Origin of the sequence: Thioalkalivibrio sp. (assembly GCF_007692535.1) — a bacterium.
GTDB lineage: Bacteria > Pseudomonadota > Gammaproteobacteria > Ectothiorhodospirales > Ectothiorhodospiraceae > Thioalkalivibrio.
On the sequence record NZ_REBW01000075.1, the window covers coordinates 13,679 to 30,594 of the forward strand.

At 64.6% G+C, this 16,916-nt stretch carries 9 protein-coding genes; 3 read left to right on the forward strand and 6 right to left on the reverse strand.

Annotation, left to right across the window (positions count from 1 at the left end):
- Positions 1 to 33 precede the first annotated feature (33 nt).
- Positions 34 to 1,428: a Si-specific NAD(P)(+) transhydrogenase gene (sthA, locus tag EA346_RS02695; RefSeq protein WP_296755311.1), complete on the reverse strand. Its 1,395-nt coding sequence runs from the start codon at positions 1,426 to 1,428 to the stop codon at positions 34 to 36.
- Positions 1,429 to 1,673: 245 nt separating this feature from the next.
- Here sthA and EA346_RS02700 point away from each other — a divergent pair, with 245 nt between their 5' ends.
- Positions 1,674 to 4,115: a fused MFS/spermidine synthase gene (locus EA346_RS02700; RefSeq protein ID WP_296755313.1), complete on the forward strand. Its 2,442-nt coding sequence runs from the start codon at positions 1,674 to 1,676 to the stop codon at positions 4,113 to 4,115.
- Positions 4,105 to 5,262 (forward strand): AmmeMemoRadiSam system radical SAM enzyme, encoded by a 1,158-nt coding sequence (amrS, locus tag EA346_RS02705; protein ID WP_296755316.1) that lies wholly within the window; start codon positions 4,105 to 4,107, stop codon positions 5,260 to 5,262. The genes EA346_RS02700 and amrS overlap by 11 nt, the downstream gene beginning before the upstream one ends.
- A gap of 1 nt (position 5,263) precedes the next feature.
- Here the strand turns inward: amrS and EA346_RS02710 are convergent, their stop codons facing one another.
- A complete protein-coding gene (locus EA346_RS02710; RefSeq protein WP_296755319.1) occupies positions 5,264 to 6,322 on the reverse strand; it encodes a radical SAM protein in 1,059 nt (352 codons plus the stop codon).
- A 376-nt stretch (positions 6,323 to 6,698) separates the two neighbouring features.
- Here EA346_RS02710 and dusA point away from each other — a divergent pair, with 376 nt between their 5' ends.
- A complete protein-coding gene (dusA, locus tag EA346_RS02715) occupies positions 6,699 to 7,700 on the forward strand; it encodes a tRNA dihydrouridine(20/20a) synthase DusA (RefSeq protein WP_296755321.1) in 1,002 nt (333 codons plus the stop codon).
- Between the two features lie 71 nt (positions 7,701 to 7,771).
- On the opposite strand, the gene EA346_RS02720 is transcribed toward dusA, so the two are convergent.
- From EA346_RS02720 to purB, 4 genes are all read right to left on the reverse strand, one after another.
- Positions 7,772 to 9,238 (reverse strand): glutamate synthase subunit beta, encoded by a 1,467-nt coding sequence (locus EA346_RS02720; protein WP_296755325.1) that lies wholly within the window; start codon positions 9,236 to 9,238, stop codon positions 7,772 to 7,774.
- On the reverse strand, positions 9,231 to 13,904 hold the full coding sequence (gene gltB, locus EA346_RS02725; protein ID WP_296755328.1) for a glutamate synthase large subunit: 4,674 nt from the start codon (positions 13,902 to 13,904) through the stop codon (positions 9,231 to 9,233). The genes EA346_RS02720 and gltB overlap by 8 nt, the downstream gene beginning before the upstream one ends.
- 449 nt (positions 13,905 to 14,353) lie before the next feature.
- Positions 14,354 to 15,508: a cupin domain-containing protein gene (locus EA346_RS02730; protein WP_296755331.1), complete on the reverse strand. Its 1,155-nt coding sequence runs from the start codon at positions 15,506 to 15,508 to the stop codon at positions 14,354 to 14,356.
- Between the two features lie 9 nt (positions 15,509 to 15,517).
- Complete coding sequence (purB, locus tag EA346_RS02735) at positions 15,518 to 16,894, reverse strand: adenylosuccinate lyase (RefSeq protein WP_296755334.1); 1,377 nt, start codon at positions 16,892 to 16,894, stop codon at positions 15,518 to 15,520.
- Positions 16,895 to 16,916: the final 22 nt, after the last annotated feature.

The following is a 16,916-nucleotide window of genomic DNA, read 5'->3' on the forward strand; positions in this document are numbered from 1 at the left end:
CCTGGATCAGTCGAAACGATGGCACCCAACGGCTCAGAAGAGCCGGTTGAGCCCGTTCAGCGCAGCGATGCGGTAGGCCTCTGCCATGGTCGGGTAGTTGAAGGTCGTCTCGACGAAGTACTCGATCGTATTGGCCTTTCCGGGCTGGGCCATGATCGCCTGCCCGATATGGATGATCTCGGAGGCCTGTTCGCCGAAGCAATGGATGCCGAGGATTTCCAGGGTCTCCCGGTGGAACAGCAGTTTCAGCACACCCACGGTATGCCGGGTGATTTGTGCCCGGGCGATGCTCTTGAAATTCGCCTGGCCCACTTCATAGGGTACCTTTCGGGCCGTCAGCTCGCGTTCGGTGCGGCCGATGGAACTGATCTCGGGGCTCGTGTAGATGCCGGTGGGAATGTCATCGATGAGGCGCCAGTCGGTCTCTCCATCCGCAATCAGCGTACCCACGAAGCGGCCCTGATCGTAGCTCGCGCTGGCCAATGCGGGTGCGCCGACCACGTCCCCAGCGGCGTAGATGTGCGGTAGCGAGGTCTGAAAGCGATCGTTCACCTCGATCTGACCGCGGTGGTTGACCGCAACCCCGATTTCCTCGAATCCCATTTCCTGCGTGTTCCCGGAACGGCCATTCGCCCACAGGAGCACATCGCTGCGGAATTTCTTCCCCGATTGGCAGTGGAGGATCACTCCGTCGTCACGCGGCTCGACGCATTCGTATTCCTCGTTGTTCCGGATCACCGTACCCTGGTGACGGAGATGGTAGCCGAGCGCATCCGTGATCTCGTCGTCGAGAAAGGAGAGCAGTCGGTCACGGGTGTTGACCAGGTTCGTTTTGATCCCCAGATTGCAGAAGATCGAGGCATATTCGCAGCCGATGACGCCGGCTCCGTAGATGGTGATCGAGGCAGGGGAGTGCCCCAGGCGTAGCACCGAGTCGCTGTCGAGGATTCGTGGATGGCTGAAATCGACGTCGTCCGGATGATAGGGCCGGGATCCGGTGGCCACCACGAAGTGGTTGGCGGTGAAGGTTCGGGTGGCTTCCCCATGGCTCAGCGCAACCGTCTGCGGGTCGGTGAAGCGGGCGTGCCCATGGAGGATGGGCACGTGGTTGCGGGTGTAGTGGCGGTTGCGGGTGCGCACCTGCTCGCTGATGACGTCGGCCGCGGATTCGAGCATCTCCGGATAACCCACCTGCGAGACGCCGAACAGGCGGCGCAGAACAGGGTCCCGGCGGTAATCGGCCACCAGCTGAACGCTGTGGCGCAGCGCCTTGGAGGGGATCGTGCCCCAGTGGGTGCAGCCGCCCCCGACGCTCGGGTGCGACTCGACGATCGCCACGCGTCGCCCGGACTTCACCAGTTTCATGGCAGCACCTTCACCGGCGGGGCCGCTGCCGATCACGATGGCGTCGAAATGTTCGCGGGTCATGCTCACAGCAACCTCCGGGCAGGCGTTTTGGTTCCGGGGTGCGCATCGTCAGCCATGGCAGCGCCTGCGAGGGGCGCACTCGGGAGATGCATCGCACCCGCGAAGGATACCGCGCCCATCCGGAGAAGGGGGGGCGGATGTGGGTGGGCACTAAGGGAGCCCGTCGGCCGCCGCAGTCACGCGTGGTGGCGGGATGCCGGTACCTGAGCCATGCTCAAGAGGCTTCGACTCCACTCTCGGCGGCGATGATGCGCAGATTCCCCGCGCCATTCTTCTCGGTCCTGATGCTGGGAATGGTTTCCCAGATCGCGCAGGTGGTCTTGCTGCGCGAGTTGCTGATGGTGTTCCACGGCAACGAACTGTCGATCGGCATCATTCTCTCCGCATGGATGGCCTGGGTTGGTGTCGGAAGCGCCCTTGGGGCGGCCGTCGCCGAACGGACGGGGCGGGTGCTGGCCGTCCTGATGCTGAACGCGGCGGCTCTGTTGCCCCTGCTGGTGGGTACGGTTCTGCTCATCCGTGGCCTGCGGGGATTTTTCGACGTGGTGCCGGGGGCGTACCTGTCGCTGCCGGACATCTTCGTTGCCAGTTTTGCCGTGATGGCGCCGGCCTGCATCCTGATCGGGATGCAGTTCGTGCTGTTGGCCAAGCTCTGGCGGCAAAGCGACAGGGCCGAGGACACCTCCGGCGCCGGCAAGACCTACATCGGCGAAGCCGTGGGCAACATCTTCGGGGGGATCATCTTCACGCTGGTCATGGTGCATTACCTCAACTCGTTCCAGTCGGTGGTGCTTGCCGGCATGCTGATGGGGGCGGCGGTGTTGTGGACCGGGCGCAGGGTCGCGGGATTTACCGAGCAGGTACGGGGGCGGACCAGGGCCGTACTGACGGGCCTGTTGATCGCGGGCGGAGGCTCGCTCGTGTTTCTCGGTCAGGTCGACGACTGGGCCCATGGAATCCAGTGGGGGCATCTGGCCCCGGATCATGAACTCGTCGCGACGCACCAATCGAAATACGGAAACATTGCCATCGCGCGCCGCGAGGACCAGTTCAGCTTCTTTCGCAGTGGCCACCTGATGTTTGCCGCCGCAGGACACGACACCGCGGTTCCCCATTTCGAGGAACAGGAGGCGGCGGTCTTCGCGCACTTCGCCATGACCCAGCACGTCGACCCGAAGAGCGTCCTCCTGATTGGCGGTGGCTTGCGTGGCACCTTGGATGCCATCATCAGACACCCGGTCGACCGGGTCGACTACGTGGAACTGGATGAGGTGTTGACCAAGGCCGCCCGGGCCCATGTCTCGGAGGCCACGTTGGCGGCGTTGCGGGAACCGCGTGTACGGCTCGTTCACGCCGACGGACGCGTCTTCGTCAAGGAAGCGGATCAACACTACGACATGGTGATCGTGGATGTTCCCGATCCCGCCACCGCGGTCTTGAACCGCTATTACACCCGGGAGTTTTTCGAACAGGTACGCAGGTTGCTCAATCCCGACGGCGTATTCGTCATCGGCGCCGTTTCCACGGCGGGACTGCGCGGAACGGCCGTCGCCAATCGCAACGCGACCATCCAACATACGCTGGGCAGCGTCTTTGCCACGGTACTGCCGGTGGGCGAGCACTTCCTGATCTATTTCGCCTCCGATGCCGCGGATCAGATCTCCGCCGATCCTGCGTTGCTGCAACGGCGCTATCTGGCGCGTGGCGTCGACACCGAGGCCTTTTCCCGCCACCACTTCCACCTCCTGCTGGAGGAATCGCAGTTGCGCCGGGTGAACTGGATTCTTCGCAACCACGGGCGCACCGCAGACGCGCACCTCGCGGCACCTCCGTCAGCCCCGTTCCGGGTCGCTTCCGTTGCCCAGCAACAGGCGGGCGAGGGGGACCTGCCGCCGGTCAACGCCCGGTTTTTCATCAATTCCGATTTCAAGCCCATCGGGTACTTCTACACGCTGATGTTCTGGGGCGACCTGACTCGGGCGGGTCACGCCGAGACCCTGAAGCGGTTGTTGCACGTCGAGCGATGGTGGATTCTTCCGGCAGTCGCCCTTGTCATCGCCCTGTCGCTTTTCCTTCGGATTCTGGGAGGCATCCGGCGCACGCGCCCGGACCGGCATTTTGCAGTGGTTTTTGCCGTTTTCACCACCGGTCTTTCCACCATGGCGCTGCAGATTGCGCTCCTGTTCTCGTTTCAGAGCATTTACGGCTTCATCTACGAAATGGTGGGCCTGATCGTTGCCATCTTCATGGCCGGCCTGGCGCTGGGTACGGCGCTGACCAACCGGTTCGTGAAGGACAAGGCCAACACGGACATCCTCGCCGGGGTCCAACTTTCGATTGCCATTCTTGCCGGCTTGATCGCCGTCGTGCTTCCCCACTCGGCGGCCATGGATTCGGCGACGATGGTGTTCCTGCTGTTTTCGCTGCTGACCTTTGTTTCAGGCTTGCTGAACGGCCTGGATTTTCCATTGGCGGCCGAGGCGTTCAGATCCATGAATCGTCGCGCGGAGAAATCGGCGGGCATGGTGTACGGCGTGGAGTTGCTCGGGGCCTGTGTTGGGGCCGCCTTGGCAAGTGCCATTGTCGCGCCTATCATTGGAATTGTGGCCTGTTGCCTTCTGGCGGCAACGGTCAACGCGACGGCGTTTGCAGTACTGATGGTATCCAGGAGGCCCCATGTACAGTAACGATGGTACTGGACGGGATCTGGCCAAGAGGAAACTGTTGAAAGCCGGTTTCGGCGGGTTGTGTGCATTGTGCCTTGCCGGGGTCGGGGGCCGGGCGATACGCACTCAGGCGAGCCCTGCCCCAAGGGGCCTGGTTCGGCCCAGACCCGGTAGATGGTTCAGGGAAGGGGCCGGGGGCCTGGTCCACTGTGAGCTGTGTCCCTGGGAGTGTGTGCTGGAGTCCGGCGAAACAGCGCGTTGCCGTGTGCGGAGCAACCAGGGTGGAATCGGGCATACGCTCGCGTACGGCAATCCTGTTCTGGTCCAGGAGGATCCGGTCGAACGCCTGCCGTTCTTTCACGTCTTGCCCTCCAGCAGAACGCTTTCCGTCTCGACCGCCGGGTGCAACCTCGCCTGCAAGTTCTGCGAGGTATGGGATATGGCATTGGTCGATCCGCACGAGGTGCATGCCTATGACATGCCGCCTGCCACCGTCATCGACCACGCCACGGCGGCCCATCTGAAGTCGGTCAGCTATGCCTTCGGCGAGCCGGTCGTGTTCTATGAATACATGTTCGAAACGGCGGAATTGGCCCGGGACGCGGGCCTCCTCAACCTGTTGCATACAGCCGGCTACATCCAGCCCGCTCCGCTGAAGGAACTGGCCGCCAGGATCGATGCGGCGAATGTCGACCTGAAGGGATTCGACGCCGCGTTCTACAGGGATATCTGTGGCGGAGAGCTGGCCCCGGTGCTGGAGTCCCTGGTGTCGCTGAAACGGGCCGGGGTGCACCTGGAGATCACCAACATCCTGATACCCACGCTGAATGATGATATCGGCAGCATCCGGCGCATGTGCGCCTGGATAAGGGACGAGCTCGGAGCGGATGTCCCGCTGCATTTTGCCCGGTTCTATCCACTGTACCGGCTTGCGAACCTGCCGCAGACGCCCGTCTCATCGCTCGACAGGGCGAGGGAGACGGCGCTGGAGGAAGGGCTGAGATATGTCTACGTCTCCAGGGTCACGGGTCATGCCGGCGAGAACACCTACTGCCCGAATTGCGCGGAGATCGTGATCGGGCGCGTAGGGTTCATTATCGACGAGGTGAATCTTAGCGGCGGCCGATGTTCGCATTGCGGGGAAGCCATTCCCGGCCGTTGGGCTTGAATCACATCAGCCGGCGACGGTGTACCTCGGCCTGGGAAAGCGAACGCTCGTCGAGATTGCTCAAGCCAGCATCGTGGGCCCGTTCCATGGCCTCCAGGAATTCCTGCGAGGTGATCGCGCGGGCGATCGGTTCGTATTCGAAGGCGCGGTGTTCCACGCGATACTGCGCCATGATGTTCACATAGGTGTCCTTGGGCAGGTTCGTCGCGATCCAGTCGACGAATTCCCGGGAACCGGCGACCCGGTTGGGCATCACGAGATGACGAACCATCAGCCCGCGCAGGGCCACGCCGCGATCGTCGGTGACGACCCGGCCGACCTGCCGATGCATTTCCAGGATCGCCTGCTGGGCCATCTCCGGATAATCGCGTGCACCGGCGGTTGCGTAGAGCGCCGATTCGGCGCCGTCCATGAATTTGAGATCGGGGAGGTAGATATCCACGATGCCGTCGAGGAGCCTGATGTTCTCGACCAGCTCGTAACCGCCCGTGTTGTAGCAGATGGGCAACCTGAGCCCCTTTTCCGCGGCGATGAGAACGGCGTTGACGATGTTCGGCATCACGTGAGTGGGTGTGACGACGTTGATGTTATGGCAGCCGCGTTCCTGCAGGTTCAGCATCATGTCGGCGAGATCGGCGTCACTGACCTCGCGGCCGAGTCCCGAATGAGCGATCGGCCAGTTCTGGCAGAACACGCAGCGCAGGTTGCAGTTGGAGAAGAAGATCGTGCCTGAGCCGCGTCGCCCGACCAGGGGCAGTTCCTCGCCGAAATGCGGCTGGTGGCTGTGGACCTTGACCCGGTCCGTGGCGTTGCAGAAACCCAGCTGACCGGCTCTGCGGTTGACCCCGCATCGGCGCGGGCATAGCTCGCAGTGCTCGAACCGACGGTACGCCTCCTCGGCCCGTTCAGCGAGTCTGCCCTCGGCGTGCAAGCCCGCGTACGCGGGCTGCCAGGAGCCCGGTGGGTGCTCGGCAGTGGTTGTCCGCGAACACGCACCGAGATACGCGGCACTTCCGGCCAGGGCCATCTGTTTGAGAAAGGTTCTGCGCGTCAGTGACATGGTGGAAACTCCCGGGAACAACTGGCTGCTACCGGAAAAGTTCTTGATGCTTATCTCTAAGTGTAGTAAAAAGCACCGGAAAATCAATCTAATGGAGGCTGTCTCCCGCAAGCTCCGCGCGCGCTCGCACGGGCGGGTGGCGGATGTGGCAGACTCCCGCTGGGCACAGCCGGCGTTCCTGTTGATCCCGGGCGCTTCCGGGCAGCTTCCGGCTACCGTCAACGGGCAGACTCTCCTGCTCCGGGTCCGCCTGCGACCAGCGCAGCAAAAGGCGCTCCCGCAGGTATCACGACTCGGCACCCGGGAGCCAAGACGCTGCCGAACCACGAAAGAAGGTTGAACCAGCAGAATGCGTGTAGCTTCAGGTCACGACGGCATGAGACAGCTTCCCTCCACCCGGACGGACGCGATCAGTCGCCGCTTCTGCGTCGCGCCGATGATGGACTGGACCGACCGCTGGTGCCGTCGTTTCCATCGCCTTCTGACCCGGGAGGCATTGCTGTACACGGAGATGCTGCACGCGAACGCGGTGGTCCGCGGCGACCGGCGGCATCTTCTCGGTCACGACGCCCACGAACACCCGGTTGCCGCTCAGCTTGGTGGCTCCGAGCCGCCGCTGCTTGCGGAGGCGGCGCGGATCTGTGCGGGCTTCGGTTATGACGAGATCAACCTGAACGTGGGTTGCCCCTCGGAGCGCGTCCAGTCCGGTGCCTTCGGAGCCTGCCTGATGGCCACACCGGATACGGTGGCGGAATGCGTGGAGGCGATGACCGCGGCCGTCTCGGTCCCGGTGACCGTGAAGCATCGGATCGGGATCGATGACCAGGATTCGCAGGCGGACCTGCATCGCTTCGTCAAGCGTGTGGCCGAGGCCGGCTGCCGGACCTTCATCGTCCATGCCAGGAAGGCCTGGCTGAAGGGGCTCAGCCCGGCCGCGAACCGGGATGTGCCGCCGTTGGACTATGAACGCGTCTATCGGCTGAAACAGGAATTTCCGGAGCTCGAGATCATCGTGAACGGTGGAATCCAGAGCGCCGAGGAAGGGCTCGGGCACCTGCCCGCCGTCGATGGGGTCATGCTGGGTCGGACGGCCTATTATCGTCCCCTCGAACTCGCGCAGGTGGACCGTATCTATTACGGCGCGCAACGGGATCCGAGTCGCGCGGAGGTGGTCGACGGGCTGGTCGCACTGGCGGAAGAGATGTGCTCGCGGGACATCCCGATGGTGCGCCTGACCCGGCATATCCTGGGACTGTTCCATGGTACGCCGGGGGCACGGCACTGGCGCCGCGTACTCACCGAGGAAGTGCGCCGCGGGGGTTGCGGGCCGGAGCTGATCGAGTGGGCGGTGGGTTCCTGTCTGCAGAAATCCGCCTGAGCGACGGTTGAGTCACCGCAGGGGCGTTGAGGGGGAGGGGGCCGAGGCGCGCAGCCACCCCCCCTCCCGGGTCAGCGCGGCAGGTCCGAGGCGCCCATCAGCCACTCGTCGACGGCGCGGGCGCACTGCCGGCCCTCGCGGATGGCCCAGACGACGAGGGACTGCCCGCGCCGCATGTCGCCCGCGGCGAACAGGCCGTCGACATTCGTGTAGTAGGCCTTCGCGCCTTCGGTGCTGCCCTTGATGTTGCCGCGCGGATCGAGCTCCAGGTTGGCCTTCCCCTGCAGTTCGGCGATCATGCCTTCGTGCACCGGATGCACGAACCCCATGGCCAGCAGCACCAGGTCGGCTTTCATCTCTCCCTCGCTGCCGGGTACCTCGGACATCTTCCAGCGGCCCTGCTCGTCGCGGTCCCAGCGCACGAGCGCGTAGCGCAGTGCGCGCACGTTGCCGCGACCGTCGTCCACGAAGCCCTTGGTCGCGACGTTCCACATCCGCTCGCAGCCTTCTTCCTGGGAGCTCGAGGTGCGCAGTCGGTTCGGCCACTCGGGCCAGGTCAGGCCCTTGTCTTCCTTTGCCGGGGGCTTGTCCAGGATCTCGATCTGGGTGACCGACCGTGCGCCGTGGCGGTTCGACGTGCCGATGCAGTCCGAGCCCGTATCACCACCGCCGATGACGACCACGTGCTTGTCGCCGGCGCTGATGAACTCATCCTCGGGCACGAACAATCCCTGGACCCGCTTGCTGTTGCGGGTCAGGAAGTCCATCGCGAAATGAACGCCGTTGAGGTCCCGGCCGGGCAACGGCAGGTCGCGCGGCGCCTCGGAGCCCCCGGCAAGGATCACGGCGTCGTATTCTTCCTGCAATCGGGACACGGGGATGTCCGTACCGATGTGGGAATTGGTGTGAAACTCCACCCCTTCGGTGCGCATCTGCGCCATGCGCCGGTCGATGAGGTGCTTGCTCAGCTTGAAGTCGGGGATGCCGTAGCGGAGGAGGCCGCCGATGCGATTGGCCTTTTCGAAGATGGCCACCTGATGGCCGACACGGGCGAGTTGCTGCGCGCAGGCGAGTCCTGCTGGGCCCGAGCCGACGATGGCGATCTTCTTGCCCGTGCGCCGCTGCGCAACCTGGGGCTTGATCCAGTTCTCCTCCCAGGCCTTGTCGACGATCGCACACTCGATGGTCTTGATCGTGACCGGCACGTCATCGAGATTGAGAGTGCAGGCAGCCTCGCAGGGTGCCGGGCAGATCCGCCCGGTGAACTCGGGGAAGTTGTTCGTCGAGTGCAGCGTCTCGATGGCCTGCAGCCAGTCGCCCTGATAGACCAGATCGTTCCAGTCGGGGATCAGGTTGTCGACCGGGCAGCCCTGGTGACAATAGGGGATACCGCAATCCATGCAACGCGCACCCTGTTCCCGGACTTCCCCCTCCGGCATCGGGATGACGAACTCCTCGTAGTGAACGATCCGGTCGGATGCGGGCTCGTAACGCCGGTCGCGGCGCTCGTATTCGATGAATCCAGTTGGCTTACCCATGAACGGCGCTCTCCTTCATGGCCAGTGTGGCCTTCAAGGGCCGGTGGGAAGTGGGTGGCCGACTCTGTCGGGCCTTCATCTGCTCCAGTGCATGGCGGTAGTCCAACGGCATCACCTTGACGAAGCGTGCGAACTGGTTGTCCCAGTCCTCGAGGATCCTGCGGGCGACCTCCGAATCGGTGTAGTGCAGGTGTTGCTCGATCAGAAGCCGCAGGCGCATCTTGTCGTGGCGAGTCATGTCGTGGCGGATATCCACCAGTCCCTTCGTCTCGAGATCGCCGCCCTGGTGGTCCAGCGCTTCCAGCGCGTCGTCCTCGTCGGGGATCGGCTGCAGTTCCACCATGGCCAGGTTGCAGCGCTGATCGAAGGTTCCGTCCTCGTCGAATACATAGGCGATGCCACCGGACATGCCCGCCGCGAAGTTGCGGCCGGTGGAGCCCAGACAGACCATGATGCCGCCGGTCATGTATTCGCAGCCGTGATCGCCCACCCCCTCGACGACGGCAATGGCACCGGAATTGCGAACGCAGAAGCGCTCTCCAGCCACGCCGCGGAAAAAGCACTCGCCGCTGATCGCGCCGTAGAGCACGGTATTGCCGACGATGATGTTCTCCTGCGCATGGGCGATGCCCGCGTCCTTCGGTGGGTACACGATCAGCCTGCCGCCGGAGAGACCTTTGCCGACGTAGTCATTCGCTTCCCCCTCCACTTCCAGGGTTACGCCCTTCGCGAGCCAGGCCCCCAGGGACTGCCCGCCGGTGCCGCGTGCCTTGATGTGGATCGTGTCGTCGGGGAGTCCCGCGTGACCATAGCGCTCGGCGACACGGCCCGACAGCATGGTGCCGACGGTGCGGTTGTAGTTCTTGATCGTGGTCTCGATCCGTACCGGCTCTCCGTGCTCCAGGGCAGGCTGGGCCTGGCGAATCAGTTCCTGGTCCAGGGCCTCGTCGAGCCCGTGTTCCTGGGACTCGCAGTTGAACAGTGCGACGTCGGGTCCGACATCGGGCTTGCGGAGCAGGCGCGAGAAGTCCAGGCCGCAGGCCTTCCAGTGGTCGATGGCCCGACGCATCTCCAGACGGTCGGATTGGCCCGTCATCTCGTTGAGCGTGCGGAAACCCAGTTTGGCCATCAACTGCCGCACTTCTTCGGCGACAAAGAAGAAATAGTTGATCACGTGCTCGGGCTTGCCCGTGAAGCGCTTGCGCAGTTCCGGGTCCTGTGTCGCCACGCCGACCGGGCAGGTGTTCAGGTGGCACTTGCGCATCATGATGCAGCCCTCGACGATCAGCGGCGCGGTCGCGAAGCCGAACTCGTCGGCACCGAGGAGTGCGCCAATGACGACGTCACGGCCGGTGCGCAGGCCACCATCGACCTGCACCGCGATGCGTCCACGAAGCCGGTTCATGACCAGCGTCTGGTGGGTCTCGCTCAGCCCGATCTCCCACGGACTCCCCGCGTGCTTGATCGACGTCAACGGACTTGCCCCGGTGCCGCCGTCGTAGCCGGCGATGGTCACATGGTCGGCGTGGGCCTTCGCAACGCCGGCCGCCACCGTGCCGACGCCGATCTCGGAGACCAGCTTCACCGAGATGCGCGCCCGCGGGTTGGTGTTCTTCAGGTCGTGGATCAGCTGCGCCAGGTCCTCGATCGAATAGATATCGTGGTGCGGGGGAGGCGAGATGAGTCCGACGCCGGGCGTGGAGTGGCGTACGCGAGCGATCTGTGCGCTTACCTTGTGTCCGGGTAACTGGCCGCCTTCGCCGGGCTTGGCGCCCTGCGCGATCTTGATCTGGATATCGTCGGCGTTGACCAGGTATTCGGTGGTCACGCCGAAGCGGCCGGAGGCGACCTGCTTGATTGCCGAGCGCGCGGGATTACGGGTACCGTCGGCCAGCGGCAGGAAGCGTTCCGCCTCTTCACCGCCCTCACCGGTGTTGGATTTGCCGCCGATGGCATTCATCGCCCGGGCCAGCGTCGAGTGTGCCTCGTGGGAGATCGAGCCGAAGGACATCGCCCCGGTGGCAAAGCGCTTCACGATCTCCGCGGCGGGTTCGACCTCCTCGATCGGAACCGGATTTTCGGCGAAGCGGAAGTCCATCAGGCCGCGGAAGGTCAGCAGACGCTCGTTCTGCTCGTTGACCAGCTGCGAGTACTCGGCGTAGGTCTTGGGGTCGTTGGCACGGGTCGCGTGCTGGAGCTTGGAGATCGTCTCCGGAGTCCACACATGATCCTCGCCGCGCAGGCGGTAGGCGTAGTCCCCGCCGACATCGAGCTGCTTGCGGTAGATATGCTCGGCGCCAAAGGCGAGCGAGTGCCAGCGAACCGCCTCGCGGGCGACCTCGGCCAGGCCGATCCCCTCGACCTGGCTGTGGGTACCGGTGAAGTACGTCTGCAGGAAGCTGTTCCTCAGGCCCACGGCATCGAAGATCTGGGCGCCACAGTAGGACTCCAGTGTGGAAATCCCCATCTTCGACATCACCTTCAACAGGCCCTTGCCGACCGCCTTGATGTAGCGCTTCTGGGCCTCCTCGAACGCCAGCTGCTCGGGAAAGCGCGACAGCATCGACTGGATGGTGTCGAAGGCGAGGTAGGGGTTGATCGCCTCCGCGCCATAACCCGAAAGCGTTGCGAAGTGATGGACCTCGAGTGCGGCGCCGGTCTCCACGACGATCCCGGAACTGGTGCGCAGCCCGGTACGGATCAGATGATGATGCACCGCGGACGTGGCCAGCAGCATCGGGATCGGAATGTGGTCGCGATCGATGTTGCGATCGGACAGGATCAGGATGTTGTAGCCATCGAGCACGGCCTTCTCCGCCTCCTTGCAGAGGCGTTCCAGGGCAGCTTCCATGCCCTGGGCGCCCTCCGGTGCGGGGTAGGCCGTGTGCAGCGTGCGGGTTCGGAAGGCGCCGCCCGAGTTGTATTCGATGTGACGGATCCGTTCGAGATCCTGATTGGTCAGCACCGGCTGTGCGGTCTCCAGACGCCAGTGCTTGCCGGCCTCGTTGATCCCGAGCAGGTTGGGGCGGGGACCGATGATGCAGACCAGCGACATCACCAGTTCCTCGCGGATCGGATCGATCGGCGGATTGGTGACCTGTGCGAAGTTCTGCTTGAAGTAGGTGGACAGGTGCTTCGGACGGCTGGACAGCACCGACGGCGGATTGTCCGCGCCCATGGACCCGATGGCCTCCTGGCCCGTCAGTACCATCGGGGTCAGCAGGAACTTCAGATCCTCCTGGCTGTAACCGAAGGCCTGTTGCAGGTCGAGCAGGGTGGCATCGTCGGGTGCCATCGGGCCGACGCCCGTGGGCAGTTCCTCGAGCCGGATCTGGGTTTTCTTCAGCCACTCGCCATAAGGCTTGGCCGCAGCCAGCTTGGACTTCACTTCGGTATCGTCGATGATGCGGCCTTCTTCAAGATCGATCAGCAGCATCTTTCCGGGCTGCAGGCGCCACTTCTTGATGATCCGCTCCTCGGCGATGTCCAGCACGCCCATCTCGGAGGCCATGACCACCAAGTCGTCGTTGGTCACCAGATAGCGCGCGGGGCGCAGGCCGTTGCGATCGAGGGTGGCGCCGATCTGCCGCCCGTCGGTGAAGGCCACCGCGGCCGGGCCGTCCCAGGGCTCCATCAGGGCCATGTGGTACTCGTAGAAGGCGCGGCGTTCGTCGTCCATCAGGCGGTTGCCGGACCAGGCCTCGGGAATCAGGATCATCATCGCGTGGGCCAGGGAATAGCCGCCCATGACCAGCAGTTCCAGCGCGTTGTCGAAGCAGGCCGAGTCCGACTGGCCCTCGGGAATCAACGGCCAGATGGTCTCGAGGTCGTCGCCGAGCACCTCCGAGCGCATCGTGTGGCGGCGCGCTGCCATCCAGTTCACGTTGCCGCGCAGGGTATTGATCTCTCCGTTGTGGCAGATCATGCGGAACGGCTGCGCCAGGTCCCAGGTCGGGAAGGTGTTGGTCGAGAAGCGCTGGTGCACCAGCGCCAGCGCGCTGGTGAAGCGCTCGTCGCGCAGGTCGAGGTAGTAGTTGCCGACCTGATAGGCCAGCAGCATGCCCTTGTAGTTCAGCGTCCGCGACGACATCGATGTCACGTAGTAGGCCATTTTTTCGTACCCGGCGGCACGGATCTCGTTGTCCATGCGCTTGCGGATGACGAACAGCTTGCGCTCGAAGAGATCCTGATCGGGGCAGTCCGTGGCACAGCCGACGAAGACCTGCCGAACGACGGGTTCGCTGGGGCGCACGCTGTCGCCGAGGTCACTGTTGTCGACCGGAACGTCGCGCCAGCCGAGGACGGTCTGGCCGCCGGCCTCGATATGGCGATTGACGATGGCTTCCATCTCCGCCCGCGGACCCTGCTCGCGCGGGAGGAAGACCATTCCCACGCCGTACTTGCCGGGTTCCGGAAGTTCGAAGTCGACCTCGGCGCGCAGGAAGGCATCCGGGATCTGAACCAGGATGCCGGCGCCGTCGCCGGCCTTCGGGTCCGCGCCGACGGCGCCGCGGTGATGCAGGCGCTCCAGGATCTCCAGACCCTGAGCCACGATGCGATGGCTCTTTTCGTTCCGGATGTGGCAGACGAACCCGACGCCGCAGGAGTCACGCTCGAGGGCAGGGTCGTACAGCCCCTGCGCGGGGGGAAAGGCGCGAATGCTCATCAGTTGGACCTCGTTTGGTACCTGGTTGATACGGGACGCCTGCGGATTCGCGGGCTGATCGTGCCTCTTTCGGCACGAACGCCGGCGGACCCTGCGGGATCCGACGTTCCAGCCGGATTCCTGCGTGCGCGCAAGCTTATTCAAGAGGCAGCAATCGTGCCATTTCTTGGACGCGTCATGGGGCGAAAGCACGCCTCGCGCCGGCCCGTTACGCGTCAAGATGGGGCATGTCGAAGGCCGCATGCACCACGATCGACCCCGCAGCCCGACGCCGCCCCGTCGGAAGGAAGCAAGAACAGGACGATGCTCGCCCTGCCCAGCCAGAAAAACTACCCCGCAAACGGTCACAGGGTCAAGAACGATAGCCCAGAACGACGGGCCCGGCCATTCTCCGCCGCGCCGAACCCGTTCCCCCGCGCCTTCCGACCACTGACGTCTGACCCCGTGGCTTACAACGTCTGTTCGCCATCGGCCTCGATCCAGCCGCGCGTCAACAGGTCCTGAAGCGTCGAAGCCAGTTGCGGCAGCCGGTCTATCCACACCCGCGGCGTGACCGTCGGCAGTGCGCAGAATTCGTCCGCGTCCGGAATCGTCAGCGCCGCGGCAGGGACGGCGTGTCCCCCGAGAAACAGCGTTCGGTCACCCGCGTTCCCGCTCCAGAAGCGCCGGAGGGCGGGATCGAAGCGGTAGCGCTGGGTGGGGTCCAGCGTCGCGGGGGCTTCTTCCGCGTCCGGCTCCCGGTCCGGCGGTCGTGTCAGGAACTCGCCCAGAAACCGATCCAGGTCTTTCGTGTTCGCGCCGAGGTGGGTGAGCAGCCCTGCGCGCAGGGCAGCGAGGTCCTCGGCGCCGATTTCACGGGCGCGCTCGACCGGGCTGCGACCCGGGTCTTCAAACAGTTCGGGTCCGGTCACGGCGAGCCGATCCTCCAACAGCGCCGCAAGAAGGTCGCGCCAGGCCGGTGCACGGAAGCCGATGGACCAGGTCATGCAGTCATCATCCAGGGACAGGCCGAGATGCGGAACACCCGGCGGGAGATAGAGCATGTCACCCGGCTCGAGGACCCATTCGCGGCTGGCGTCGAAGCTGCGGAGGATGGCCAACGGCAGGGCAGGCAGGCAGATCGGGGACTTCGGCGGCGGTTCCTGGATCTGCCAGCGCCGCCGTCCCTGGGCCTGAAACAGGAAGACGTCATAGGCGTCGATGTGAGGCCCGACGGATCCTTCCCGAGCTGCATAGGACACCATCAGGTCGTCACGGCGCCAGTGCGGGATGAAATCGAATCGGCGCAGCCAGTCCGGGCCGTTGTCCCAGTATTGCTCCATTTCGGAGACGAGCAGGGTCCAGGCGGTTGCGGGCAGGTCGGCGAAGCGCTTCGGGTCGAAGGGGCCGTATTCGACGCGCCAATCCCTCTGCTCGGGATGGCCGAGCACCAGACGCGAGCGGACACCCGGTTCGCAGGCGAGGCCGGCCAGTTCGTCGGCCGGGATGGGATTGACGAAATCCGGCACTGCCGCACGGACGAGCAGCGGCCGTTGCTGCCAATAGTCGCGCAGAAACTCCGCAGGGGTCAGCCCTCCGAGCAGTGGGTCCGGTTGGCGCGGCACCGGCTCGGCTCAGCTGTCGGGCAGCTGCGCGGTCAGTTCCGCGGCCAGACCGATATAGCGCCCGGGCGTCAAATCGCGCAGGCGGGCGCGAGCCTCTTCCGGAATCTCCAGCCCATCGATGAACTCGCGCATCCGTTCGGCCGACACGCGCTGGCCGCGGGTCAGTTGCTTCAGCTTCTCGTACGGCGCCTCGACGCCGTGGCGGCGCATGACCGTCTGTACCGCTTCGGCGAGCACTTCCCAGTTGGCGTCCAGGTCCGCCTGCATCCGGACCGGGTCCGCCTCGAGTTTGCCCAGGCCCCGGATGAAGGAGCGGTAGGCGATCAGGGACCAGGCGAAGCCGACGCCGATGTTGCGCAGCACGGTGGAATCGGTCAGGTCGCGCTGGAAGCGCGAAATCGGCAGCTTTCCGGCGAGATGATCGAGCAGGGCGTTGGCCAGGCCCAGATTGCCCTCGGCGTTCTCGAAATCGATCGGGTTGACCTTGTGTGGCATGGTCGAGGAGCCGACTTCCCCGGCGACCACCCGCTGACGGAAATAGCCGTTGGAGATGTAGCCCCAGATGTCCCGGCTGCTGTCGATGAGCACCGTGTTCAGGCGCATCAGGGCGTGAAACAGCTCGGCCAGGAAGTCATGCGGCTCGATCTGCGTCGTGTAGGGATTGGGCTCCAGCCCCAGGCCCACGATCATCCGCCCCGACAATGCCGGCCAGTCGACCTCGGGATAGGTGATCAGATGGGCGTTGAAATTGCCGACAGCACCGTTGATCTTGCCCAGTACCGGTGCCGATTCGAGCTGGTGAAACTGGCGCTGCAGCCGGGCCACGACGTTCGCGAGTTCCTTGCCCATGGTGGTCGGTGAGGCGGGCTGCCCATGGGTGCGCGCCAGCATGGGTTGCTCGCCGAGAGTCCTGGCCAGCGCGGCCAGTGGCCCCAGCAGGTCCCGTAGTGCGGGCAGCAGCACCGCGTCGCGGGCCTCCTTGACCATCAGTGCGTAGGCCAGGTTGTTGATGTCCTCGGAGGTACAGGCGAAATGCACGAACTCGATCTGCGCCGACAGGGCAGGGTGCTCGGCCATGCGCTTCTTGATGTAGTACTCGATCGCCTTCACGTCGTGGTTGGTGGTGGCCTCGATGGCCTTGACCTGTTCGGCGGCAGCGGTGTCGAATTCCGCGGCGATGCCATCGAGGAAGGCTTCGGCATCTGCCGCCAGCGCTGGAACCTCGGCGATATGCGGCTCGGTGGCGAGGGCCTTCAGCCAGGCGATCTCGACCCGTACCCGCGCCTGCATCAGGCCCTGCTCGCTGAAATGGGCGCGCAGCGCCTCGGTGTGGCGGGCATAACGCCCATCGACCGGGCTGACGGCGGTAAGTGACGAGAGTGACATGGGCATCGGACGGGCCTTGGTC